The organism is Amycolatopsis decaplanina DSM 44594 (genome assembly GCF_000342005.1).
Lineage (GTDB): Bacteria > Actinomycetota > Actinomycetes > Mycobacteriales > Pseudonocardiaceae > Amycolatopsis > Amycolatopsis decaplanina.
Genome location: NZ_AOHO01000028.1, coordinates 144,702 through 169,061, shown reverse-complemented (window position 1 = coordinate 169,061; position 24,360 = coordinate 144,702). Strand labels below are relative to the sequence as shown.

General features: G+C 72.0%; 16 protein-coding genes. 7 read left to right on the top strand and 9 right to left on the bottom strand.

The features are described from left to right. Positions 1 to 27 precede the first annotated feature (27 nt). The 7 genes from H074_RS06130 to H074_RS06100 are packed head-to-tail and all read left to right on the top strand — an operon-like array spanning position 28 to position 16,393. Entirely contained in the window at positions 28 to 1,032 is a 1,005-nt protein-coding gene (locus tag H074_RS06130) for an ABC transporter substrate-binding protein (protein WP_007029154.1), read from the top strand. Then, a complete protein-coding gene (locus H074_RS06125) occupies positions 1,029 to 2,012 on the top strand; it encodes a FecCD family ABC transporter permease (protein ID WP_007029153.1) in 984 nt (327 codons plus the stop codon). The genes H074_RS06130 and H074_RS06125 overlap by 4 nt, the downstream gene beginning before the upstream one ends. Further along, positions 2,009 to 3,049 carry a FecCD family ABC transporter permease gene (locus tag H074_RS06120; protein WP_007029152.1) on the top strand — a complete coding sequence of 347 codons (1,041 nt, stop codon included), beginning with the start codon at positions 2,009 to 2,011 and terminating at the stop codon, positions 3,047 to 3,049. Before H074_RS06125 ends, H074_RS06120 begins: the two co-directional genes overlap by 4 nt. Further along, positions 3,046 to 3,822, top strand: a complete 777-nt coding sequence (locus tag H074_RS06115; protein WP_007029151.1) for an ABC transporter ATP-binding protein — start codon at positions 3,046 to 3,048, stop codon at positions 3,820 to 3,822. Before H074_RS06120 ends, H074_RS06115 begins: the two co-directional genes overlap by 4 nt. Positions 3,823 to 3,841: 19 nt before the next feature. After that, the gene (locus H074_RS06110; RefSeq protein WP_007029150.1) at positions 3,842 to 13,954 is read left to right on the top strand and encodes a non-ribosomal peptide synthetase; all 10,113 of its coding nucleotides are present in this window, start codon (positions 3,842 to 3,844) and stop codon (positions 13,952 to 13,954) included. Beyond that, the gene (locus H074_RS06105; RefSeq protein ID WP_007029149.1) at positions 13,951 to 15,357 is read left to right on the top strand and encodes a DHA2 family efflux MFS transporter permease subunit; all 1,407 of its coding nucleotides are present in this window, start codon (positions 13,951 to 13,953) and stop codon (positions 15,355 to 15,357) included. Before H074_RS06110 ends, H074_RS06105 begins: the two co-directional genes overlap by 4 nt. After that, complete coding sequence (locus tag H074_RS06100) at positions 15,344 to 16,393, top strand: 3-deoxy-7-phosphoheptulonate synthase (protein WP_007029148.1); 1,050 nt, start codon at positions 15,344 to 15,346, stop codon at positions 16,391 to 16,393. Before H074_RS06105 ends, H074_RS06100 begins: the two co-directional genes overlap by 14 nt. A 25-nt stretch (positions 16,394 to 16,418) precedes the next feature. On the opposite strand, the gene H074_RS06095 is transcribed toward H074_RS06100, so the two are convergent. The 9 genes from H074_RS06095 to H074_RS06055 all read right to left on the bottom strand — a co-directional run bounded on the left by H074_RS06095 (position 16,419) and on the right by H074_RS06055 (position 24,358). Then, positions 16,419 to 16,859, bottom strand: coding sequence for an SRPBCC family protein (locus tag H074_RS06095; protein WP_007029147.1), 441 nt, complete (start codon positions 16,857 to 16,859; stop codon positions 16,419 to 16,421). 129 nt (positions 16,860 to 16,988) lie between these two features. Next, a complete protein-coding gene (locus H074_RS06090) occupies positions 16,989 to 17,612 on the bottom strand; it encodes a hypothetical protein (protein WP_007029146.1) in 624 nt (207 codons plus the stop codon). Between the two features lie 152 nt (positions 17,613 to 17,764). Beyond that, positions 17,765 to 18,310 (bottom strand): hypothetical protein, encoded by a 546-nt coding sequence (locus H074_RS06085; protein WP_007029145.1) that lies wholly within the window; start codon positions 18,308 to 18,310, stop codon positions 17,765 to 17,767. Between the two features lie 102 nt (positions 18,311 to 18,412). Beyond that, positions 18,413 to 19,069 (bottom strand): response regulator transcription factor, encoded by a 657-nt coding sequence (locus H074_RS06080; protein WP_007029144.1) that lies wholly within the window; start codon positions 19,067 to 19,069, stop codon positions 18,413 to 18,415. Continuing rightward, a complete protein-coding gene (locus H074_RS06075) occupies positions 19,048 to 20,118 on the bottom strand; it encodes a hypothetical protein (protein ID WP_007029143.1) in 1,071 nt (356 codons plus the stop codon). Before H074_RS06075 ends, H074_RS06080 begins: the two co-directional genes overlap by 22 nt. Then, complete coding sequence (locus H074_RS06070) at positions 20,111 to 21,214, bottom strand: sensor histidine kinase (protein WP_007029142.1); 1,104 nt, start codon at positions 21,212 to 21,214, stop codon at positions 20,111 to 20,113. Before H074_RS06070 ends, H074_RS06075 begins: the two co-directional genes overlap by 8 nt. Before the next feature lie 8 nt (positions 21,215 to 21,222). Next, on the bottom strand, positions 21,223 to 22,251 hold the full coding sequence (locus H074_RS06065; protein ID WP_007029141.1) for a hypothetical protein: 1,029 nt from the start codon (positions 22,249 to 22,251) through the stop codon (positions 21,223 to 21,225). Further along, positions 22,248 to 23,147, bottom strand: a complete 900-nt coding sequence (locus H074_RS06060) for a TolB-like translocation protein (protein WP_007029140.1) — start codon at positions 23,145 to 23,147, stop codon at positions 22,248 to 22,250. Before H074_RS06060 ends, H074_RS06065 begins: the two co-directional genes overlap by 4 nt. Next, positions 23,144 to 24,358, bottom strand: coding sequence for an MFS transporter (locus H074_RS06055; protein WP_007029139.1), 1,215 nt, complete (start codon positions 24,356 to 24,358; stop codon positions 23,144 to 23,146). Before H074_RS06055 ends, H074_RS06060 begins: the two co-directional genes overlap by 4 nt. Positions 24,359 to 24,360: the final 2 nt, after the last annotated feature.

The following is a 24,360-nucleotide window of genomic DNA, read 5'->3' as shown; positions in this document are numbered from 1 at the left end:
CCCACCCCCCGAAGAACGAGGAAACCCATGCGCACCACTAGAACCCGACGCCTCGCCGGAGCGATCGCGCTCGCGCTGACGGTCGCGACCGCGGCCACCGCCTGCGGTTCCGGCGGCGACGGCAAGGCCGCCGACGGCGGCCAGACCCGGGTGTTCGCGGCCGACAACGGCCAGATCACCATCCCGGTCTCGCCGAAGCGGGTCGTCGCCACCGGTTATGCCGTGCCCGCCCTGCTCGAAGCGGGTGCGCCGCTGGTCGGGGTGTCCAGCTGGAAGCGCGGCATCCCGCTGTTCGACGAGCAGGAGCGCAAGAAGTACGACGAGCTGGCGAAGGTCGCGGGCGAGTCGGCGTCGGAGACGAACTACGAGGCGATCGCGCAGGCCGATCCGGACCTCATCGTCATCGGCGTGCCGAAGCCGGTGCTCGCCGACATCGACATCAAGCGGCTCGAAGCGATCGCGCCGGTCGTGGCCATCGGCCCGTCGGTGCCGTCCATGTGGCGTGAGCTGTCCCGCAAACAGGCCGACGCCGCCGGCGCGACCGCCGGGTTCGACGCGATCAAGTCCGCGTACGACACCAAGGCCAAGGGACTGGCGGAGAAGTACAAGGCCGTGCTGCCGCAGCTGAAGCTGGGCCACGTCGGCGCGTACGGCGAGGTCGCCAAGGGCAACTTCCAGCGTGAGTTCAACGGTTCCTGGGGCACCAACGTCGCGCAGGACATCGGCGCCACCTACTACGGCCAGGTCAAGGTCAAGGGCGGCGGCTCCAAGGACGTCAGCGAGTACCCGTCGATCGAAGAGCTGTCGACGGCGTTCGCCCAGGCCGACGCCATCACCTACTCGGTCAGCGCCGACGGTTCCGTGCCCGCGCCGGTCAAGTACGTCCTCGACTCGCCGCTGTGGAAGGAACTCCCCGCGGTGAAGGCGGGCAAGGTCTACCCGTTCCGCTACACCGAGGCCGCCACCTACCGGGCCGCGACGTCCACTTTGGACGCCATCGACCAGGCGTTCGCGCCGCTGCTCGGGCAGTGACCACCACCGGGCGGTCCGCGCTGCTCGGCGCCGCACTGCTCGGGCTCGTCGTGGTCGCCGTGCTGAGCGTCGGCATCGGCGCGCACGCCATCGCCCCCGGCGAGGTCGTGCGCGCCCTGCTGGGCGGAGGGAATCCGAGTGACCGGGCGGTGGTCCTGGACATCCGGATGCCGAGGGCGGTGCTGGCGATCGGGGTCGGCGCGGCGCTCGCCGTCGGCGGCGTGCTCGTGCAGGCCTTGTCGCGCAACGCCTTGGCCGAACCCGGTGTGCTCGGCGTGACCGCCGGGGCCGGGTTCGCCATCGCGGTGGGTTCGGCGTTCGGCCTCGCCGCGTCGGCGCCCGCCGAACTGGGCCTGGCGGTGCTGGGCGCGGTCGGCGCGTCGGCGTTGGTGTACGCGGTCGGCAGCCGGTCGCCGCTGCGGCTGGTGCTCGCCGGGACCGCGCTGAGCGCCGTGCTGCTGGGGCTCACCCTCGGCCTGCGGCTGCTGTTCCCGGACACCTTCGACGTCTATCGGTTCTGGTCGGTGGGTTCGCTGGCCGGTCGAGAACAGGCGCCGACCACGGTCCCGCTGATCGTCATCGGCCTGTCCCTGCTGGGCGCGTTCGCGGTGAGCCGTCAGCTGAACGCGATCGCGCTCGGCGAGACGGTCGCGCACACGCTCGGCGCGAACGTCGCGCACGTCCGGACGATCACCCTGCTGCTGATCACGCTGATGGCGGGCGCGGCCACCGCGCTGGCCGGGCCGATCCTCTTCGTCGGGCTGATCGTGCCGCATCTGGCCCGGCGGGTGGCGGGCGCGTCGATCCCGTGGCTGATCGCGTTCGCCGCGCTGCTCGGCCCGGTCCTGATGCTGGCCGCGGACGTCGGCTCCCGGGTCTTGCTGCCGACCGGCGAGGTCCCGGTCGCGATCGTGACCGCGTTCCTCGGCGGCCCGGTGCTGATCTGGGCCGTCCGCAAATACGGGGCGGCGCCACTGTGAACACTGTGAACAAAGCGAGCGCACTCGTCGTGCGGCGCGGGCGGTTCTCCGCCCGGCTGGAACGCCGCACCCTCTGGTTCCTCGTGGTGATGATCGTGGTCATCGCCGGGCTGACGCTACTAGGGCTCTGCTACGGCGCGGCCTGGGCCAGTCCCGCCCGCGTGTTCGCCGCGCTCACCGGTTCCGGCGGCGGGCCGGGCGTGGTCATCCGGGAATGGCGCCTGCCGCGGGTACTGGCCGGGCTGGTGTTCGGCGCCGCGCTCGGGCTGGCCGGCGCGATCTTCCAGAACATCACCCGTAATCCACTCGGCAGCCCGGACGTGATCGGCCTCGACGCGGGCGCCTACACCGGCGCGCTGGTCGCGATCACGGTGCTTTCGGGGACGTCGACGCAGCTGACCATCGGTTCGGTGCTCGGCGGCGTGATCACGGCGGCCATCGTGTACGCGCTGTCGCTCGGCGGCGGCCTGTCCGGGTTGCGGCTGATCGTCATCGGCATCGCGGTCAACGCGATGTTGACCGCGTTCAACTCGTGGATCGTGCTGCGCGCGGAACTCGAGATCGCGATCGCGGCCGTCGGCTGGAACGCCGGTTCCCTCAACGGGATCGGCTGGGACGACGTCGCCATCCCGTTCGGCGTGCTCGCGGTGCTGTTCGTCGTGCTGTTCACCAGGGCGCCGGCGCTGCACCAGGCGGCGCTCGGCGGCGCGCTGGCGGTCACCACCGGGGTGCGCTGGGACCGGCTGCGGCTGGTGCTGGTGCTGATCGGGGTCGGCTGCACGGCCACGGTCACCGCCGTCGCCGGTCCGATCGCGTTCATCGCGCTGGCGGCCCCGCAGATCGGGCGGCGGCTGGCCCGCACGCCCGGTGTTTCCCTGCTGCCCGCCGCCCTCACCGGCGCCGTGCTGCTCACCGGCGCCGACCTGGCCGCCCAGATGCTGCTCGCGCCGGAAGCGCTGCCGGTCGGTGTGGTCAGCACCGTGATCGGCGGCGGCTACCTGATCTGGCTGCTCACCAAGGAGGTGCGGCGCACATGAGTGCCCGCTTGACCGCTCGGGAACTGACCCTGCGCTACGGCGACCGGGTCGTGTCGACCCGGCTGAGCCTCGACGTGCCCGACCGCGCGTTCACCGCCGTCGTCGGACCGAACGCGTGCGGCAAGTCCACCTTGCTGCGCGCGTTCGTCCGGCTGCTGCGTCCTTTCGAGGGGGAGGTCCTGCTCGACGGCAAGGACGTCGGTTCCTTCCACGGCAAGGGGCTGGCGCGGGAACTCGGTTTCCTGCCGCAGGATCCGGTCGCGCCGGAGGACGTCCGCGTCCGGCAGCTGGTCGCGCGCGGCCGGTTCCCGCATCAGTCGCTGTTCGCCACGTGGTCCGAAGAGGACGAACGCGCGGTGATCGACGCGATGACCGCGGCCGGGGTGGCGGGACTGGCCGACCGGCCGGTGCAGGAACTCTCGGGCGGACAACGCCAGCGCGTGTGGGTGGCGCTGGTGCTGGCGCAGAAGACGCCGTACCTGCTGCTCGACGAACCGACGTCGTTCCTCGACATCGCGCACCAATACCAGCTGCTGGGGTTGCTGGCGCGCTTGCGTGACGAGGGCCGCACGGTGATCGCCGTCCTGCACGACATCAACCAGGCCTGCCGCTATGCCGACCACCTCGTCGCCTTGCGGGACGGCCGGATCGTCGCCGAGGGCACGCCCGCCGACATCGTCGACGCGGAGCTGATGAAGGAGGTCTTCGATCTCCCCAGCGTCGTCGTGCCCGACCCGGTGACCGGAACCCCCATGGTGGTGCCCTCATGCTGAACGGCTGGCGGAGCTGAAGATGGAATTGGAAAACGACCGAACGCGTGAACCCGCCCCGGTCGAAGGCCCCGCTATCGCGGTGGCAGGGCGCCCTGTCCGTATCCGTGACGTGGACGATCAGGCAGCGCCCTGCCGACGTCGATCGCGGTCGCGGGTTCACCAACAGGCACTGAACCTCACCGGAGCCCAGCTGGGCATCTGGACCGCGCAACGCCTCGAACCCGACTCGCCTTACTACGTCGTCGGTGACGTGATCGAGATCGCCGGGGACCGGCCGGTCGACGTCATCGCGCTGGGCGAGGCGATCCGGGCGACCGCCGAAGAGGCGGACAGCCTGCGGTTGCGCGTCTTCGAGACGGCGGACGGCCCGCGCCAGCTGGTGTCGGGCGACGCGGTGCCGTCGCCGGCGGTGGTGGATCTGCGCGGTGAGGCCGATCCGGTGGCGGCGGCGCACGCGCGGGTGGACACCGAACGGCGCCGCGTCGCCGAGGCTTGCCGCGGCATGGTGGACCGGCCGCTGTTCGCCCATCTCGTACTGCGGCTTTCCGACACGCACGTGTGGTTCACCCAGCTCGGGCACCACCTGGTGTTCGACGGCTACACCGCGGCGATGCTCGCTCGCCGGACCGCGGCCCGCTACACGGCCGTCGTGACGGGGAAGGACGTGCCGGCTTCGACGTTCGCCCGATTCGCCGATCTCGTCGAGGCCGACCGCGCTTACCGCGAGAGCGAGCGGTTCGAAGAGGACCGCGAGTACTGGCGGGAGCGATTCACGCCGTTGCCGGACCTCGACGACGCCGGCAGCGCGCCGGGCCCGCCCGAGCACACCGTGACCGCCCGGTTCGTCCTGCCCGCTTCGGATGTGGCCCGGCTGCGCGAGCTGGGCGAACGAGCCGGGACGACCTGGGGTGACGCGCTGATCGCCTGCTACGCCGCCTTCCTGCACCGCGTGCTCGGCTGGACCGACGTCGTGTTCGCGATGCCGTTGATGTGCCGGGAAGGAGCGGCGCTGCGGATCCCGGCGATGGCGGTCAACGTCCTGCCGCTGCGGGTCACGGTGCTCCCGGAGGACTCGGCCGCCGAACTGACCGCGCGGGTCGCGGGCGCGCTCAAGGAGATGCGCACGCACCAGCGGTATCGCGGCGAAGACCTGCCCCAGGATCTCGCGGTGCCCGGAGCCGGTGCGCTGTTGCACGGCCGCGGCGTCAACCTCAAGGCGTTCGACCTGAAGCTCGATTTCGCAGGCTCGCACGGCACCATGCGCAATGTCGCGGGCGGGCCGCCCGAGGACATGGGTCTGTCCGTGCTCCCGACGTCCGACGGCGGGCTGCTGCTCGGTTTCGAGGTCGACGCGCGGACTCACGACCAGGCCGCCGTCGACGCCAAGCTGACCGCGCTGCGCTGCCTGATCACCGCGCTGACCGAACCGGACGGCCCGGCGGTCGCCGGTGCCGACCTGGTGCCGCCGGGGGAGCGGGAAACGTTGCTGAAGGCGTGGTCGACACCCGCGCCTTCCTCGGAACTTGTCGGTGTGCCGGAACTGCTGGCCGGACTCGACCCGGACCGGATGGCCTTGGTGTCCGGTGAGGACCGGCTGACCGGCGGAGAGCTCGTCACGCGCGTGCACCGGCTCGCGCGGGCGTTGCGGGCTCGCGGTGTCGGGGCTGAGGACGTCGTCGCGCTGGCCCTCCCGCGGTCCGCGGATCTCGTCGTCGCCCTTTTGGCGGTGCTCGACGCCGGGGCGGCGTTCCTACCGCTGGACCTCGCCCACCCCGCCGAGCGGTCGCGGGAACTCGCCGCCGAGGCCGGCGCGGTGCTCACGGTGGCCCACGACCCGGAGATCGTGCCGGGACCGCATCTGCTGCTCGGCGAAACCGATCTGTCCACACTGGACTCTTCGCCGCTGGATATTCCCCGCCACCCGGAAGATCTCGCTTACGTCATCTTCACCTCCGGCTCCACCGGCCGTCCCAAGGGCGTCCTCGGCCGGGTCGGCGGGCTGGCGACGCTGCTGCGTCATCACCGCGCGACCACGGTCGCCGAGACCGAACGCGCCGCGGGGAGGCGGTTGCGCGTCGCGCACACCTACTCGTTCGCCTTCGATTCCGCGCTCGACCAGCTGATGTGGCTGCTGTTCGGGCACGAACTCCACGTCTATGGCACCGACGTCGCGCGGGACGCCGACGCCCTGCTGGCCGCGTTCGCCCGCGACCGGATCGACGTCGTCGACACCACGCCGTCGATGGCCGCGCCGCTGATCGACGCCGGTCTGCTCGACGGTCCTCGTCCGCCCGCGCTACTCGTCCTCGGCGGCGAGGCGACCCCGCCCGCGCTGTGGCGCCGGGTCGCGGCGTCCGGTGCCCGCGCCCGCAACATGTACGGCCCGACCGAGGCCACTGTGGACGGTGCCGGATCCTGGCTGGACGACGGCGAGCCGACGATCGGGACCGCGGTGCCGGGTACGGCGGTCCGGGTGCTCGACGCCGCGCTGCGTCCGGCACCCGCGGGAACGCCGGGCGAGCTGTACCTCGCGGGACCGCATCTGGCACGCGGCTACCTGGGGCGCCCCGGCGCGACCGCCGAACGGTTCGTCGCCGATCCGTTCGGCGCCCCCGGCGACCGGATGTACCGGACCGGGGACCTCGCCCGCTGGGTACCCGGTCGCGGTCTGGAATACCTGGGCCGTCGCGACGGCCAGGTGAAGGTGCGGGGCCACCGTGTCGAACTGGGCGAGGTCGAGGCCGCGCTCGCCGCCGTTCCCGGTGTGCGCGCGGCCGCCGCCGCGGTGCGTGGACCCCGGCTCGTCGGCTACGTCGTCGGCGAGGTCGTCACGGACGAGGTCCGCGCGGAACTCGCCGGGCGGTTGCCGGAGCACCTCGTGCCCGCCGCGGTGGTCGTGCTCGACACGCTTCCGTTGACCTCCAACGGGAAGATCGACCGAGCGGCGCTGCCCGCCCCGCGCGCGGCGGCCGGGCGGACCGCGGTCACCGAACGCGAACGGCTGCTGTGCGCGACCATCGCCGAGGTGATCGGCGTCGAAGAGGTCGCCGTCGACGACGACTTCTTCGCGCTGGGCGGCGACAGCATCACCGCGATCAGCGTCAGCAGCAGGCTGCGCGCGCACGGCCTCGACCTGCGGCCGCGTGATCTGCTCGCCCGCCGCAGCTTCGAGGCCCTGGCGGCGGCGAGCGCGGAGATCGGCGGCCCGGCCGCCCCGCCGGACGAGCCCGACGAGGCCGTTGGTGAGGTGCCCGCCCCGCCGATCGTCCGCGCCCTGCTCGACCCGCATCCGGACGTCACGACGGTCGCCGGCTACACCCAATGGACCGCGGTCCGGCTCGACGAGGATCTTCCGGCCGGCCTGCTGACCGAGGGCGTGCGAACACTGCTGGACCACCACGACGTCCTGCGCCTGCAACTAGGTGACGAGTTGCGTGTCCGCGAACGCGGGGCCGTGAAGGCGTCCGACGTGGTGATCGAGACGACCGGTGACCCGGCCGAGGTCGCGGCGGAACTCGCCGGGTCCCTTGATCTCAGTGCCGGAGTGCTCAGGATCGCGTTGCTCCCGGACCATCTCGTCATCGTGATCCATCACTTGGCGATCGACGGTGTGTCCTGGCGGGTTCTGCTGCCGGACCTGCGTGCCGCCTGTGCCGGTGAAGCGCTCGAACCGGCCGGGACGTCGTGGCGACGGCACGCGCTTCTCCTCGCCGAACAGGGGATTTCGGGTGCCCGGCGCGGCGAACTCGAGCACTGGCGCGGCGCGCTCGACGGCCCGCGTCTCGGCCGCCGGCCGCTCGACCGCGGCATCGACACGGTCGCGACCGCGCGGCGTTCGGTCACCCTCGCTTCACCGGAGCAGACCGACGCGGTGCTCACCGCGTTGCCCGCGGCGTACCGCGCCGGACCGGACGACGTCCTGCTCGCCACGCTCGTGCTCGCTCTCCGGTCGTGGCGTGGTGCTCCGGTCGACGCCGAAACCGCGTCCCTCGAAGGCCATGGCCGGGATCGAAACGGCCTGGACCTCTCGCGCACCGTCGGCTGGTTCACCGCCGAGCATCCGCTGCGCGTGCCCGCCGGCGCGGTGGCGGCGACCACGGACTTCGACGGCGCGCTCGCGGGCGGAGACGCGGCAGGAAAGCTGCTGCGAGCCGCCAAGGAAGCCAAACGCGCCGTGCCGGACAGCGGCGTCGGCTTCGGCGTCCTGCGGTATCTCGACCCGCTCACCCGGGACGAACTCGCCGCCGTCCCGCCGCCGGACGTCGTCCTGAACTACCTCGGCCGGTTCGCGCCGCTGCCGGGCACCGGCTGGCGGCTGCCGGAGGAGGACCCGTTCGCGGTCACCGAACCGGACGCCAAGTCACTGGAACAGGTGCTGGCGCTGAACTGCTTCGTCCGCGAGGACGACCGCCCTCGGCTCGCCGTCGAATGGACCGCGGCGGGCGAGGTGCTTGACGCGGAAGGTGTTGCCGCGCTGCAAGAAGCGTGGTCGCGGGCGCTGGACGCCATGGCCGCGCACGCCGCCCGGATCGGGCCGGACGGCGGCGGGCTCACGCCGTCCGATCTGCCGCTCGTCGGCCTCGACCAGGCCGACATCGACGCGCTCGAACGGCAGGGGCGGATCGAGGACGTCCTGCCCGCGACCCCGTTGCAGACCGGGCTTTCGTTCCACACCCTGGCGCGCGGCACCGAAGACACCGACGTCTACGTGGTGCAGGCCGTCACCCTGCTCAGCGGCGCGCTCGACGCCGATCGCCTGCGTGAGGCCGCAGTGGAAATGCTGCGACGGCATCCCGCGTTGCGTGTCCACCTGCACACCACCGACGCGGGTGAGGTCGTCCAGGTGGTGCCCGCCGAGGTCACGCTGGACTGGCGGTCCGCGAGCGTGTCCCCGGAGCGGGTCGAGGCCGAATGTCACGCCGAACTCGCCCGTCCCTTCGACCCGGCGACACCGCCGCTGATCCGGTTCCTGCTGCTGACCCTCGGCCCGGACGAGCACCGCCTGGTGCTCACCAACCACCACGCGCTGCTCGACGGCTGGTCGATGCCGCTGGTCGGCCGCACGCTGCTGGCCACCTACGCCGAACTCGGCGGCGGCCCGGCGGCTCCCGTCGCGCCACCGCTTTCGGAGTACCACCGGGTGCTCGGCGAACGCGACCCGGACGCGGCGCTGGACGCGTGGCGCGAGGCGCTGGCCGGACTCGACGAGGGCACCAGGCTCGCGCCGACGAGCGTAGAGTCCACTGTGGAGCGTCCGGAACGCGTCACCGTGGAACTGGGCGGGGAGTTCAGCGAACGCCTGCGCGCCTTCGCCCGGGAACACGGGATTACCCCGACGACGGTGTTCCAGACCGCCTGGGGAGTGCTGCTCGCCAGGCTGACCGGCCGCCGCGACGTCGTCTTCGGCTGCCCGGTCTCCGGCCGCCCGGCCGACGTCCCCGGCGTCGAGCGCATGATCGGCCAGCTGGGCAGCACGATCCCGGTGCGCGTGCGGTTCGACGCCGCCGACACCGCGGTCACCGTGCTGGCACGTGTGCACACCGAAAGCGTCCGGCTCACCGATCACCATCACGCCGGACTGCCGGAGATCCAGCGCGCGGCCGGTGTCGGCGACCTGTTCGACACGATGCTGGTGATGGAGAACTTCCCGCTCTCCAGCCGCGCCCGCACCACGCCGGCGCCCGGTCTCGACCTCGTCGGGGTCGACATCACCGACGCCACGCATTACCCGCTTACGGTCATCGTGCTGCCGGGCGACGAGTTCACCGTCGGCCTCGGTTACCAGCCGCGGGCCTTCACCCGCGACGAGGCCGAGTCCTACGGCCGCTGGCTGTGCGCCGTGCTGCACGAGATCGTCGCCGATCCGGCGCGGCCGGTCGCCCGGCTGCGCGCGCTCGACGCCGAGGAAGAACGCGCGATGCTGCGCCTCGGCGAAGGACCGGAACCGCGGCGCGAACGCGGTGGCATGCTGGAGGAGTTCGGCCGCTGGGTCCGCGAGACCCCGGACGCCGAAGCCGTCGTGTGCCGCGACCGGAGCCTGACCTACACCGAACTGGACCGCCGTGCCAACCGGCTCGCGAACACCCTGATCGACGCCGGGGTGAAACCGCAGGACCCGGTCGCGGTCCTGCTGCGCCGCGACGTCGACCTCGTGGTCGCGTTGTTCGGCGTGATCAAGGCCGGTGCGGTGCACGTGCCGATGGACCCGGACTACCCGGCCGATCGGCTCGCGTACATGCTGGGTGACATCAAGCCCGCCGCCGTCGTGTCCACCTCGGACGTCGAAGGTCTTCCGGTGATCGACCCGGCCGAACTGTCCACTGAGGACACCGATCCGGCCGTCCGGCTCAGCGAGGACGCGATCGCCTACGTCATCTACACCTCCGGCACCACCGGCAGACCCAAGGGTGTGGCGGTGCCGCATCGCGGTGTCCCGAGCCTGATCGCGTTGCAGGAGGACATCGTCGGGATCGGGACCGCCGAGCGGTACCTGCATTTCGCCTCGACGAGTTTCGACGTCGCCTTCTGGCAGTTCATGCTGCCGCTGCTGTCCGGCGGCACCTCGGTGATCGCGCCGGAGGAGGTGCGCGTCTCCGGCGACGACCTGCTGGCCTACGCCGCCGAACACCGCGTCACCGGGCTCAACCTGCTGCCTTCGTTCCTCTCCGCGATGCCGGACGACGCGACCGTCGATCCGGACGTGTTCTTCGTCGTCGGCGCCGAACGGCTCGACCCGGAACTGGCCCGGCGCTGGGGGAACCGGCGGGCGCTGTTCAACGCCTACGGCCCCACCGAGGTCACCATCAACTCGGTCACCTGGCACTACGACCCGGCGGATCCCGGCCCGCTGCCGATCGGCCGTCCGGACCCGGAGGTCCGTGCGTACGTGCTCGACGGCGGGCTGCTCCCGGTCGGGACGAACGTCACCGGCGAGCTGTACCTGGCCGGGCCGAAGCTCGCCCAGGGTTACGTCGGCAGGGCGGCGCTGACCGCCGAGCGGTTCGTGGCCGACCCGTTCGGTCCTCCGGGGGAGCGGATGTACCGCACCGGCGACCTGGTCCGCTGGCGGCCGGACGGGCAGATCGCCTTCCTCAGCCGCGCCGACCACCAGGTCAAACTACGCGGGTTCCGGATCGAACTCGGCGAGATCGAGACCGCGCTGACCGCGCACGACGACGTGCGGGCGGTCGCGGTGATCGTCCGCGAGGACCGGCTGGTCGCCTACTTCGTCCCCGTGGACGGCGCCGAACCCGACCCGGCCGCACTGCGCGAGTACCTCGCCGCGGAGCTGCCCGCGTACATGGTGCCGACGGCGTTCGTGGCGCTGGAGCGGCTGCCGCTCGGCCCGAGCGGCAAACTGGACCGGGCCGCGCTGCCCGCGCCGGAGGCCCGGTCCGACGGTGGGCGCGAACCCGCTACCCCGGCGGAAGCGGTGTTGCTGCGGGTGGTCCGCGATCTGCTCGGTCCCGGCGTCGGGCTGGACGACGGGTTCCTGGACGCGGGAGGGGACAGCATCGCCTCGCTGCGCGTGGTCTCCCGCGCCCGCCGTGAAGGGCTGCACCTGACCGCGCGCGACGTCCTCGAAGGCGGCACGGTCGCCGGGATCGCCGCGCGCTGCGGTGAACCCGAACGGGCCGAGGAGGCCCACGCCGTCGGTGATGCTCCGCTCACTCCGATCATGCGCGATCTGTTGCAGCGCGCTGGAAAGGCGGCCGACGGGTTCTGCCAGTGGGTCGAGATCTGCGTGCCTTCGGCGGACGACGTCCCTCGCTGGCGCTCGGTGCTCGACGCCGTTCTCGCCCGTCACGACGTCCTGCGCGCGCATCTGGTCGAGGACGCACTGCGTATCCCGGACGTCGGGGCCGTGACCAGCGCCGACGTGCTCACCACGATCCGGGTGTCCGGTGATCCGCGCGCCGTGTCGGACGCGCAGGTCGAGCGGATCGTGGCACGGATGGACCCGCGCACCGGGCCGCTGGTGCGGGCGGTGCTGGTGGACGCGGGCGAGGAGCGGCCAGGGCGATTGCTGCTGGTGGCGCACCACCTGGTCGCCGACGCGGTGACCTGGCGCGTGCTGCTCGACGACGTCGAACAAGCCTTCCACGGCAACACTCTGCACCGGCGCGGCCAATCGTTCCTGGGCTGGGCGCGGTCCTTGCGTGTGGCCGCGCCGCACCGGAAGGACGAACTGTCCTACTGGCAAGGGATCTCCGCAGCGCCGGTGACCACGCTCGGCCGCGAAGCGCTCGATCCGGCGCGCGACACCGTGGCGACCGCGCGCCACCACCGCATCGACGTCGGCGACGATACGACGCACGCCGTGCTGACCGCGCTGCCGACGGCCTACCGCACCGGCCCGGACACCGTCCTGCTGACCGCGCTTTCGCGAGCTGTCGCCGCTTGGCGCGGGACCGGGGCCGATCTGCTCGTCGCCGTCGAGAGCCACGGCAGGCCGGGCCACACCCCGGACTTCGCGGGTACGGTCGATCTGGCGCAGACCGCCGGCTGGTTCACCGCCGTGCATCCGGCGCGGATCGCCCCGCCATCAGGACCGTTGCCGGACGCGTTGCGGGCCGTGCGCGACCATCTGCGCGCGGCAGGGGACGGCCTCGGCCACGGGATTCTCGGGGTCGACGGCCCACGGCCCGAGGTCGCCTGGAACTACCTCGGCCGGTTCCCCTCGGCCCCGGTCACCGAGACCTTGTGGCAGCGCCCGCCGGACGCCGATCCGCTCGGTTCGGGTGGTGGCGCGGAGATGCCGCTGCCGTACGCGCTGACGGTGAACGCGATGGTGCCCGACGGTGGCACGCTCGGTGTCCGCTTCACCTGGCCGTCCGCGCTGTTCACCGACGCCGAGATCGCCGTGCTCGGCGAGCACTTCCGCCGCGAACTGGACGAGCTGGCCGCCGACGTGCCCGGGCCCGGCGAGATCATGCCGCTGACGCCGTTGCAGGAGGTGATCCTGCGCGAGTCCCGGACCGCGGAAGAAGATCCGTATCCGGTGCAGGCCGCGTTCACGCTGTCCGGCGACCTCGACGTCGAGGCATTGCGGTCGGCGGCGGACGCGCTGGTGCGGCGGCAGCCGAACCTGGGCACGGTGTTCCCGCCGTCGCACGAGGTCCAGGTGATCCCCGCCGGGCCGCAGGCCGGTTTCCGGGTCCGCGACGTGTCCGAAGTGGACGCCGCGCTGGACGAGGAGCTCGCGGCGCCGTTCGACCTGGAGAACGGGCCGCTGTGGCGGGTCACCGTGCTGCGTCACGGGCCCGGCCGACAGACTCTCGTGCTGACCGGTCACCACTTGCTGTCCGACGGCTGGTCCGCGCCGCGCATCCTGGGCGAGCTGTTCACGCTGTACGCGGGGAAGCCGTTGCCCGAGCCGATCCCGCCGGTCCGGTACACCCGCCTGCTGGCCGCGGCCGATCACTCGGCCGACGTCCGGGCCTGGCGGGCGGAGCTCGACGGTCTTCCCGAGGGCGACCATCTGCCGCGCACCGGCGGCACGGCCGAACCCGCTTTGTTCACTGTGGACGGTCAGCTGGTTTCGGAACTGACCCGGCTGGGCGCGGCACGCGGGCTCACCGCCAACACCCTGTTGCAGGGCGCCTGGGCGGCCGTGCTCGCGACCCACGCCGGACGCCGGGACGTCAGCTTCGGGGTGATGACCTCGAACCGGACGTCCGATGTGGACGGTGTCGAAGAGATCATCGGCCTGCTGGCGAACAGCGTCCCGGTCCGCGCCCGGTTCACCGGAACGGTCGCCGAGGCGCTCGCGGACCTGCAGGCACGGCAGCAGGCGATGGCCGGGCACCACCGGATGGGCCTGCCCGAACTCGCGTCGCTCGCCGGACGCGAGAGGCTGTTCGACAGCCTGCTCGTATTCGAGAACTACCCGGTCGATCCGGCGAAGCTGCGGGAACCCGCGCCCGGCCTGACCGTCACCGGGACGAGGTTCCGCGAACGCACGCACCACCCGGTGAGCGTCACCGTCGTCCCCGGCGAGCACGGCTGGGAAGGCGTTCTGTACGCGCGGGAGACCGACGCCCGGTCGCTGGCCGATGACCTGGTCGGGTTCCTCCGGAAGCTGCCGTCCTGGCTCGACGGCGACGCCGCCGGGTTCGTGGGGGAGCGGTGACCGCGCGCCCGATCGACGCCGCGCTGTGGCGCACGGCGGCCGTGCTGGTGCTCGGCACCTTCATGGCGACCTTGGACAGCACGATCGTCTCGGTCGGCGTCGACACCCTCGCCGACGAGTTCGGCGCGCCGGTCACCGGCGTCCAATGGGTGACGACGGCGTACCTGCTGGCCGTGGTCACGGCGGTACCGGCGTCGGGCTGGCTCGCCGACCGGTTCGGCGGCCGACGCGTCTGGCTCACCGCTGTCATCGTGTTCCTGCTCGCCTCCCTGTTGTGCGCGCTGGCGCCGACTCTGCCCGCGCTCATCGCGTTCCGTGTCCTGCAAGGGCTCGCGGGCGGCCTCCTGCCGCCGACCGGGCAGGCGCTGCTGGCGCGGGCCGCCGGGCCGGACCGGATCGGCCGCGTGATCAGCGTCGTCGGTCTCGTGCCACTGTTGTCACCGGTGCTCGGCCCGCTGGCGAGCGGCACGATCCTCGCGGTGGCCGACTGGCCGTGGCTGTTCTACGTCAACCTCCCGGTCGGTGTGGTGGCGGTGGTCCTGGCCCGGCGCTGGGTCCCGGCGAGCGAGCCGGGCGGGCGGGGCGACCGGTTCGACCTTCGCGGCGCACTGCTGCTTTCGCCGGGGCTCGCCGTGCTGGTCTTCGGGCTCACCTGGTTCGAACAGGGGACGCCGGTGGTCGCCGGGATCGCGGTCGCGGTCGGTGTCGTGATGCTCGCGGCGTTCGTCCGGCACGGCCTGCGGGCGGAAGCCCCGCTGCTCGATCCACGGCTGTTCACCAAGCCACCGTTCGGGGTCGCCGCACTGGCGCTGGTCCTGCTCGGCGCGTCGGTGTTCGGCACGATGTTCCTGCTCCCGCTCTATCTCCAGCGCGGCGCTGGACTGTCCACTTGGGACACCGGTCTGCTGCTGGTGCCCCAGGGCATCGGCGCGGCGGCCGGTTCGCTACTGGTGAACCGGCTCGTCGACCGGCTCTCGCCGCGCACCCTGGTGCTGAGCGGGATCGGGCTCGTCGCCCTCGGCACCGCCCCCTTCACCCGGCTCGGCCCGGGTCTCCCGGACTGGGTGATCGTGCTTTCCCTGCTGCTGCGCGGTTTCGGCGCGGCGCTGATCGGCGCGCCGGTGATGACGATCGTCTACCGCCGGGTCGAACCCGCCCGGCTGCCCCGCGCCGCCGGGGCGCTGAACCTGCTCAACACGCTCGGCGGCTCCATCGGCACCGCGGTGCTGGCCGTGGTACTGCAGGCCCGGCTGGCCGCCCGCGGCCCGGACGTCGCCGCGGCCTTCGCCGACGCCTTCTGGTGTGTTCTCGGCCTCGCCGTCGTGGCGGTGGCCGGTGCGACGCGGCTGCCCCGGGCCGGGGCGGCCGCCCCCGACAAGAAGAGAGGTCATGCGGATGCTTGACCAGGACACGCTGCCCAGTCCGGCCGAGGTGGCCACGAGCGGCTTCGTGCCGGAGGAGATCACCCGGAACCGCGCGACCGTCGCGGACGTCCTCGCACGGCGCGACTCGCGGCTGCTCGTCGTCGTGGGGCCGTGTTCGGTGCACGACACCGACGGGGCGCTCGAATACGCGCACCGGCTCGCCGAGGCGTCCCGCCGGTTCGCGGACGACCTTGTCTTGGTCCTGCGCGCCTATCTGGAGAAACCGCGGACGGTCGCGGGCTGGACCGGCCTGGTGCCCGACCCCACCCTGGACGGCAAGGGCGACCTCGCGTCCGGGGTCCGGATCGGACGGCGGTTCCTGGACGACGCCGCCGCGACCGGGCTGCCGCTCGCGTACGAGTTCGTCGACCCGTTCCTGGCGCCCTACTTCGCGGACACCGTCAGCTGGGGCGCGATCGGCGCGCGGACCGTCGCCAGCCAGCCGCACCGGCATCTGGCGTCGTGGCTGCCGATGCCGGTGGGCATGAAGAACTGCGTCTCGGGGCGGCTGGACACCGCCGTCGCCGCGGTCCGGGCGGCCGCGCTGCCGCACGTGTTCCCCGGCGCCGCCGCCGACGGGCGCCCGCGGATCCGGCGCAGCGCCGGGAACCCGGACGCCCACCTCGTCCTGCGCGGTGGGCCGAAACCCAATCACCACGCCCATGCCGTCGCGGACGCCCTCGACGCGCTGACCGGCGCCGGCCTGCCGCACCGGCTCGTCGTCGACGCCTCGCACGGCAACAGCGGCAAGGACCACAACCGGCAACCCGTGGTCGTCGCCGATCTGGCGGACCAGATCTCGGCAGGCAACGACGCGCTGGCCGGCGTGATGATCGAGTCGTACCTCTCCGACGGCAGGCAGGACGTCGGCTCCGCGCGGCCCCGGCCCGACCTGAGCATCACGGACGCCTGCCTGGGCTGGGACCGGACCGTGCCGCTTCTGGAGTCCCTCGCCTGCGCGAACGCGGTGCGGCGGCTGAGCGGCCCGCGGAGGCGACTGCCTCGTGAGTGGTAAGGACGGTTAGAACCGTCCTTACCACTCACGAGGAAGCGAGCGCTTCGAGAGCCTTTTTCATCTCCGGCACCAGTTCGTCGCCCATCTTCTCGAACTGTCGTTTCAGGAACGGGTCCGCGAGCTTCGCCAGCCCGTGGAACTCGATGGTGGCGTGGTAGCTGACGGTCGTCGTGCCGTCTTCTTCGGAGATCGTCAGATCGTCGGTGGACGTCGCGGTCTTGTTGCTGCCGACGAACACGATCCGGCCCGGCTCCGACCGCTCGAGCCGATAGGTCAGCTCGGTCTTCTTGCCGCGGAACTCGGACACGTTGTGCCACCGCGTCCCGATGGCGATCGGGCCGGGGTCGGCGCGGGTGCAGGACACGGTGCCGGGGTCCCAGGACTCCGCGTGCGCGAAGTCCCGCAGGTATTCGACGACGGTCTGGGCGGGGGTGCGGACGGTGATCGTCCGGTGGACGTGGACCATCACGACAACAGTACGCACACGCACCGGGCCCCGCAGCGTCAGCCGAAGCGCACCTGAAGTCCGTGAAGGCCTCCTTGAGGGACCCAGGGTCCCTCAAGGAGGCCTTCACGGACTTGCCGCAGTCTCAGGCTACTTTTTCCAGATGACCGGGTCGTCCTTGTACCCGTCACCATCGGTGTAGGTGGCGCCGCCGACCTCGCCACCGTCCCTGATGGCCTGCAGTTCACAGGTCTCGTAGGTCGCGCCGACGGTCTTGAAGTCCTTCTTCGCCGACTCGGACTGGCAGTTCGGGGTCTCGCCGGTGATGATCACGCCGGTGCCCTTGTTGTCCGGGCCGACCGCGCGCAGCCGCACCGTGCTGTAGGTGAGGTCCGTTCCGCCGACGTTCTCCACCGACATCCGGATGTACACCGGCGTCATGCCCTTGGCCTTGTCGCCGTAGGAGGCGAGGTCTTCCTTCGGGCCCAGCTCGATCGACTTGACGGTGATCGCGATGGTGCCGGTCTTGTCGGTGCCGTACTTGAACGGGACGACGGCGCGGTCGCCGACCTTCAGTTCGCTGCCGGGCGCGGTGGCGTCCGCGTTCGAGACCGGGACGGTGCCGCTGGTCGCGGGGGAGGAGGCGGGAGCCGACGTCGGCGCGGGTGCAGGGGCGGGGGCGGGGCTGCCCGCTTCCTCTTTGCCGCCGCACGCGGAAAGCAGCAGCAAGGCGGCGCAGCCGGTGGCGGACAGGGCGATACGGGCGGACTTCATGGATCTCCTCGGACTCCCCGCCGGATCTGCTCCGGCGTTCTCGCCACGCACCGTAGTCCATGCGGGAGTACGGCGGTGTGGGCCGTTCGCACCACGGACGATCACGAATCGGTTGCGCTGATCGGCCCAAGCCCGCACGGCCTGTGCGTGGGCTACTTCTTCCAGATGATCGGGGCGTCCTTGTACCCGTCGCCGTCGCTGAACGACACGCCGCCGACCTCACCACCGTCCTTGACGCCTTCGGTGTCGCAGGTCTCGTAGGTCGCGCCCGGGGTGGTGAAGTTCTCCGCCGCCGTCTCGCCTTTGCAGGCCGCGGCGCCGTTGGCCATGATCACCTTGGTGCCCTTGCCGTCCGCGTCCACCGCGCGCACGGACACCGACGTGTCGGAGAGGTCCGTGCCGCCGACGTTCTCGATCACCATCCGGACGTAGACCGGAAGCGTGCCTTCGGCCTTGTCCTTGAACTTGGCGAGGTCCTCTTTCGGGCCGATGTCGATCGACTTGACGGTGATCGCGATGGTGCCGGACTTGTCCGCGTACTCGAACGGGACGACGGCGCGTTCGCCGACCTTCAACGTGCTGCCGGGCGCCATGGTGCCGTCGACCCTGACGGTCTTCCCGCCCTCCTCGCCACAGGCGGAAAGCAGCAGCGCGATGGCGCAGCCGGTGGCGATCGAGGCGGTACGGCCGGACTTCAATGGATCTCCTCGGACTTCCCGCCGAACAGACTCCGGCGTGCTCGTCACGCACCGTAGTCGCAGTCGGAGGTGGCGAGTGTGGCCCGTTCGCACCACAACCGATCACAAATCGCTTACGCCGATCAGTCCGTCTTGGATCGCCCGCGCGACGAGCGCGGCCTTGGTCGGGGCCTCCCTGCCGATCTGGGCGTACTTGACCCGGATCCGCTCGAGATGCGAGTTGACCGTGTTCGGCGAGATTCCCAGCCGGTGCGCCACGAAGTCCTTCGATTCGGACTGGAACCACTCGATGAGCACTTCGGTCTCGCGGGCGGAGAGGGCGGGGCGCCGCTCGGAGCGGTCCCCGGCCATCGCGCCCGCCATCGACGGCGGCGTGTACGACCGATCGGCCGCCGCGGCGCGCACGGCTTCGACGAGGTGCTCCGCGCCTTCGGCCTTGGTGAGATAGCTGAGCGCGCCGAGTTCGAGGCACTGCAGAACCGTCGCGTCGTCGGCTCGCATCGAGTAGACGACGACGCGTCGGCCCACCTCGGTGAGGCGGCGCAGATCTCCCATCGCCGGGGTGGTGCTGTTCAGGTGCAGGTCGAGGATGACGACGTCGGCCCGCGCGCCCTCGCCGATCCACGCGGTCCGCACGTCCTCGCCCTCGGCCACGACGGTGACCGGCGGGGTGCCCGAGGACAGCCAGTGCACGACCCCGGCCCGTACGGCCGGATGATCGTCGACGACCACCGCGGTCAGTTCGGTCGCGAACGCCATTTCGCCTCCATCCACGATCGCTCTCCCAGTGCGTGCCATTCGACGTCGACGGCGCCCGATCCGTTCACCGTCACACCGGGTTCACCGTCCGTGATCGCCGCGACCCGGATCTCGTCGCCGGTGCGCAGGACGCTGACCCTGGCCTGTGTCCTGGCGGCGACCAGCGCGGTCATCAGCGGACCGGTGAGTTCGCGGCGGACGGCGGTCGGGACCGGAGCCGATTCACCGCTGACCGCCAGCGTCACCGTCAATCCCCGCCGCTCGGCGAGATCGACGCACGCCGAGACTTCGTGCAGCAGCGGATCGGGAACGTCGTCGTTCTCCGCGAACAACCGCCGCAATTGCGTGGCCGCGAGCGCGCAACGCTGCCGGACCGCGTCGTCACGCGGGTCAAGGGTGCGGTCGGCCAGTCCGGCGAGCAGTGGCAGGGTGGCGCCGAGCTGACCGGCGAACCGGCTCCGCTGGTCGGCCTCCCGCTCCTCGGCGAGCGCCTTGCGGTGGGCTTGCCGGTCCCGTTCGGCGGAGGCCTCCGCGGCTTCACCCGCCCGCCGGTTGACCACCCTGATCAGCGCCAGCGTCGCGGCCTGGAAGGTGAGCACGCTGAGCCCGACGATCACCATGCCGCCGATCTCGCCGCGATCGGTGGGCGCCGCGCCGATCTGCCGGACGAAGGTGAGCGTCATCTGGAGGACGAGCGCGGACATCGCGACCGCGGGGCGGTCCAGCAGCAGCACCAGCAGATGCCAGCCCGCGAGCCCGGACGCCCAGTCCTCGTCGCCGAGCAGCCGGTCGGGGGGCAGCGTCCAGACGGCGACCGTCGACGCGGCGAGGACCACCACCGTCCCGGAGAGCGCGACCGGCCAGGGGACCGGCTTCCAGCGCAGTACCCACCACGCCGCCACGACGAGCACGCCGGCGAGCACGGCGAACGCGATCCGGTCCGGGGTGTCGTCCAGCCGGGACAGGCTGAGCCCGATCTGGATCGCCGCCGTCGCGAGCAGGACCGCGATCCGGCAGCCGCCGAGCACCCGGTCCGCGGTCTCATTCATGCGGCCACACCAGTTCCACCGTGGTCCCCGAACCGGGTGCGGAGGTGACGACTGCCCGGCCGCCCGCCGCGGCCATGCGTTCGACGAGCGAGCCCCGGACACCTCGCCGCTGCGCCGGGGTCTTCGCCGGATCGAAACCGCGGCCTTCGTCCCGGACGGTCACGCGTACGCCGTCTTCCACCGTCAGCCGGGCCTCGCCGACACCCGCGTGCCGGTCGACGTTCACCAGTGCCTCACGCACGGCGCGGACCAGAGCGAGCGCCGCCGACGCCGGGATCGGCGCGACCGGCGACCAGCGCGTCTCGACCTTCACCGGGCTTTGGGCGAGCACACCGCGCAGCGAGGTCTCGAGATCGACCACGCTGCCGGGACCGGATTCGCCGGTGAGGATCGCGAGATCGCGGCGGGCGTATCCGGCGACCTCGGCCGGATCCGTGGTTTCCCCGCGCTGGGCCACGGTGAGAAAGGTGGCCGCGGCCGTGTCGTGCAGGACGGCCAGGTACTCCCGTTCCCGCAGCCGTCGTTCCACGGCAAGGGATTCCTCGCGGGTCAGCCGGGCCTGGCGCTCGCGGAGGTGATCGATCCGGCGTGTCGTCCGTGCCAGCAGGAGGAAGGCGCCCCTGGCGAGGGTGGCTTCGATGAGCACGCGTAGTACTACCGGAAAACCGTCCTCGAAGCCGAGCGGAACCGCTTCGATCGCCAGCAGGCAGGCGATGGCGGGCACGGTGATCTCCGGCGGCCATTCCCATTGGAGGGTGATCGCGGTGAGGGTGAGGACGTTGAGTGCCCACTGGTTCAGCTCGCCCGCCTCGGGCGCGGTCAGGAACTGGGTGCCGCAGATCGCCGCGGCGCGCACCAGGGTGAGCGCGAACGCCACCGGTCTGCCCCGGCCCGTCTTCCCCACGAGGTGCTCGGCCACGGCGGTGACCAGGGCCAGCGCGAGCAGACCGAAGGCGAGCGGGAGCGCGTCCGACGGCGTGGCGAGCACCCCGAAAACACTGATCACCAGCAGTCCGGCGCCCCTGGCCTGCCCGGTGAACCGGCCGACCACCCGCGAGAACTCCGCTTCGACGGAGGTCTCACGATCGGACTGCACGGCAGCAGTCAAGCAGATGCCTCAAGGGTGCGCAGGTCCAGCGACCGCCAGGTGAGCGCCTCGTTCTCGCCCTCCGACCACCACACGTACGGTCCTCGCGCCAGAACCGTGCCGAACTCCGCCGCCAGGTCGGCCATCCGGCCGGTGGCGGTGTCGTAGAGGGCGAGCACGCCGCGGTCGTCGTCGACCACGACCGCGTACCGGTCGAGCACGACGACGTCGCCGAACGCGGGCCGGATACCCTTCCCGCCGACACGTCTCCGTTCGGAACCGTCGGGTTTCATCAGATCGAACCGCGCGGTCCCGCTCTGGCGCAGTACCTGGACCCGGCACCAGGACGGCGTGCAGTCGACCAGTTCGACGTTCTGCCCGCCGACCCGGGCGACCCGGCCGTCGCGGAGGTCCACGAGCTCCGACGGTCCTGCCTGCTCGACGGCGGCCGACGTCGCGAACGGCCAGGCGGTGAGCGCGAAGTCGCCGGGCAGCGGTGTGCGGTTCACCGGGCCGCCGGACAACGCCACCGTCCGCACCTCGGTGGCGTCGCCCCGCACGGCCACCCAGCCGGCCTGGTCTTCGTGCACGACGAGGTCGTACTGGGAGTCCTGGAGCACGACCCGCCCGGTGTCGGCGGTGACCAGGACGGGGTTCTCACCGCGCGGCCCGGCGCGCCACAGCGCACCCGTCCCGGTGATGTCGGACAGCTCCAGCCACACCAGCGCTTCCGGGGAGACGGCGAGGACGAACCGGGGCGAGCCCGGCAGCGGGACTTCGCGGAGTACCCGATCTCCCAGCGTCAGCCGGATCGAGTCACTCGCCCGCGCGACCCCGGCGGACGTTTCGGAATCGAGGTACGCCAACGGTGTGTAGGGCGGCCCGGTGACGGTGTGCGCGGTGATCCGCGCGCCGGGCCAGACGTCGGTGACCGACGGGACGGCGGGAGCCCTGACCGCGGGGGCCGGTGCGGGCAGGATCACGACCGCGACGGCGGCCAGCACCGCGAGCGCCAGGCCGAGTGGGGTGCAGTCACGGGGGATCACCGCACGACCGCGGGGGAGGACGCGGCCCGGCGGACCAGGACGGGCATGCCGGTCCCGTCGGCCGGTACCGCATAGATCGCTTTGTCCCGGTCGTAGGCGACGGTCCTGTCGTCCAGCCACTGTGCCTGGTCGTCCAGATGCGCGGGGTCGGCGAGCGGGACGTCACGGCCGTCGATGAGGGAAAGCACGTGCAGCCGCCACTGGTCACCATCACGGAACTTGTAGGCGACGCGGGTGCCGTCCGGGGAGAGGGAAGGACATTCGACGTCGCGCCGCAGCGTGGTCAGTGTCCGGCCGCGGAGATCGCCCCGCACCAGCCAGATGCCGCTAGCAGACCGGGCGGTGGCGTAGAACGTCTGATCGTCGCGTGCGAAGGTCACTCCCCAGTAGTTCAGATCCTTGGCCGGGTACGGCTTTCCGTCCACGGTGAGCGCGAAGTCCTCCAGGGAGCCGTAGTGGCTTCCGGTGTCAAAGTCGTAGATCCCGGCGGTGGTGGAGAACGTGCCCACCCCGCCTAGATACGAGTCACCGGCGCGGAACACCGTCCAGCCCACCAGCCGCCCGGACGGAGACACCCGGACCCTGGACGGCGTTCCCCATTCGGAGATCCGCCGTGGTTCGGCCCCCTGTTTCGTGACGACCAGCTCGGCCTGGTCGGGCACCGCCGTCGCGCGCAGGCACGCCAGGGTGCCCGCGGCGACGTCCACGCGCTGACAGGACGGGCCGACGCGGTCGTCCTGCCGGACGCGGCCCGACTCGTCCACATACAACATCCCGCCGTCGACGAGGTCCAGCCGCTGTTCCGCCACCGCGTCCCCGGTGCGCAGCCCGACGAAGACCGCCCCGGCCAGCACCGTGACCGCGACCGCGGCGATTCCCACCCAGGTCCGCTTCATTTCACCCTCGTTCCAGCCAGCACCGACACCAGCATCACGATCGCGAACACCGCGAACGCGGGGCGCGGCGCCGCCCCGGCCGCGAGCGCGCCGAACAGCACCGCGCCGGCGGCCCTGGCCAGTGCCTGTCCTGTTTGGACGATCGCGAGACCGGTGGCCCGCAACGACTCCGGCACCAGCGGCGACGCGTGCGCCATCAGGACGCCGTCCGTGCACGCGTAGAACACGCCATGTGCCGCCAGGACGACCACCGCTACGAGCCATCCGCTCGCCGAAGCGGCCAGGACGACGTACGCGGCGAGCAACACGACGTGCCCGGCGAGGAACACCTTCCACCGGCTGAGCCGGTCCGCGAGCCGTCCGATCGGTGATGCCAGCGCCATGAACACCAGCGCCGTCGCCAGCGGCAGCAGGGGAAGCGCCCCGGGCGGCAATCCGGCGGACTGCTGCACGCCGACGAACAAGAACATGTCGCCGACCGTGCAGACACCGAGAAGTGCCGCGGCCAGGCAGGTGCCGCGGAGCTCCGGCTGCCGCAGCAAGGCGAATCCGGCGCGCAGCCGTATCCGAGACCGCTCGACCGCCCCGGCGGGGGCACGGACGAACACCACCAGCACGATCACCGCGATCACGGCGAGGAGGAAACTCACCCCGAACACCGCCGGGTAGTCGCCGACGAGCAAGGTCAGCAGACCGAACGCGATGATCGGCCCGAGTAGCGCGCCTGCCGTGTCCATCGCGCGATGGACACCGAACGCGCGGCCCAGGCCGTCGGCGGGGGTGGCGAGGGTGATCATCGCGTCCCGCGGCGCGGTACGGATGCCCTTGCCGGCGCGATCGGCACCGATCACCAGGCCGATCGCGCCGAGCGAGGATCCGGCGGCGGGGAAGGCTAGTTTGGTCGCCGCCGACAGGCCGTAGCCCACCAGGGCGACGGCCTTCGGGCGGCCGAGACGGTCGGCGAAGAAGCCGCCCGTCAGCCGCAGCAACGCCGTCGCCCCCGTGTACAGCCCGTCGATCGCGCCCAGTTGCAGGTAACCGACCCCGAGGCCGTACACGAGGTAGAGCGGCAGCACGGCGGTGACCATCTCGGCGGACATGTCCGTGATCAGGCTGACCACGCCCAGACCGAGGACGGTGCCCGGGACCGCGTGTTTCGTACGGCCTCCGGGCCGGGCGGGGTCGGTGGAGCGAATGGTGGAGACGTACATGT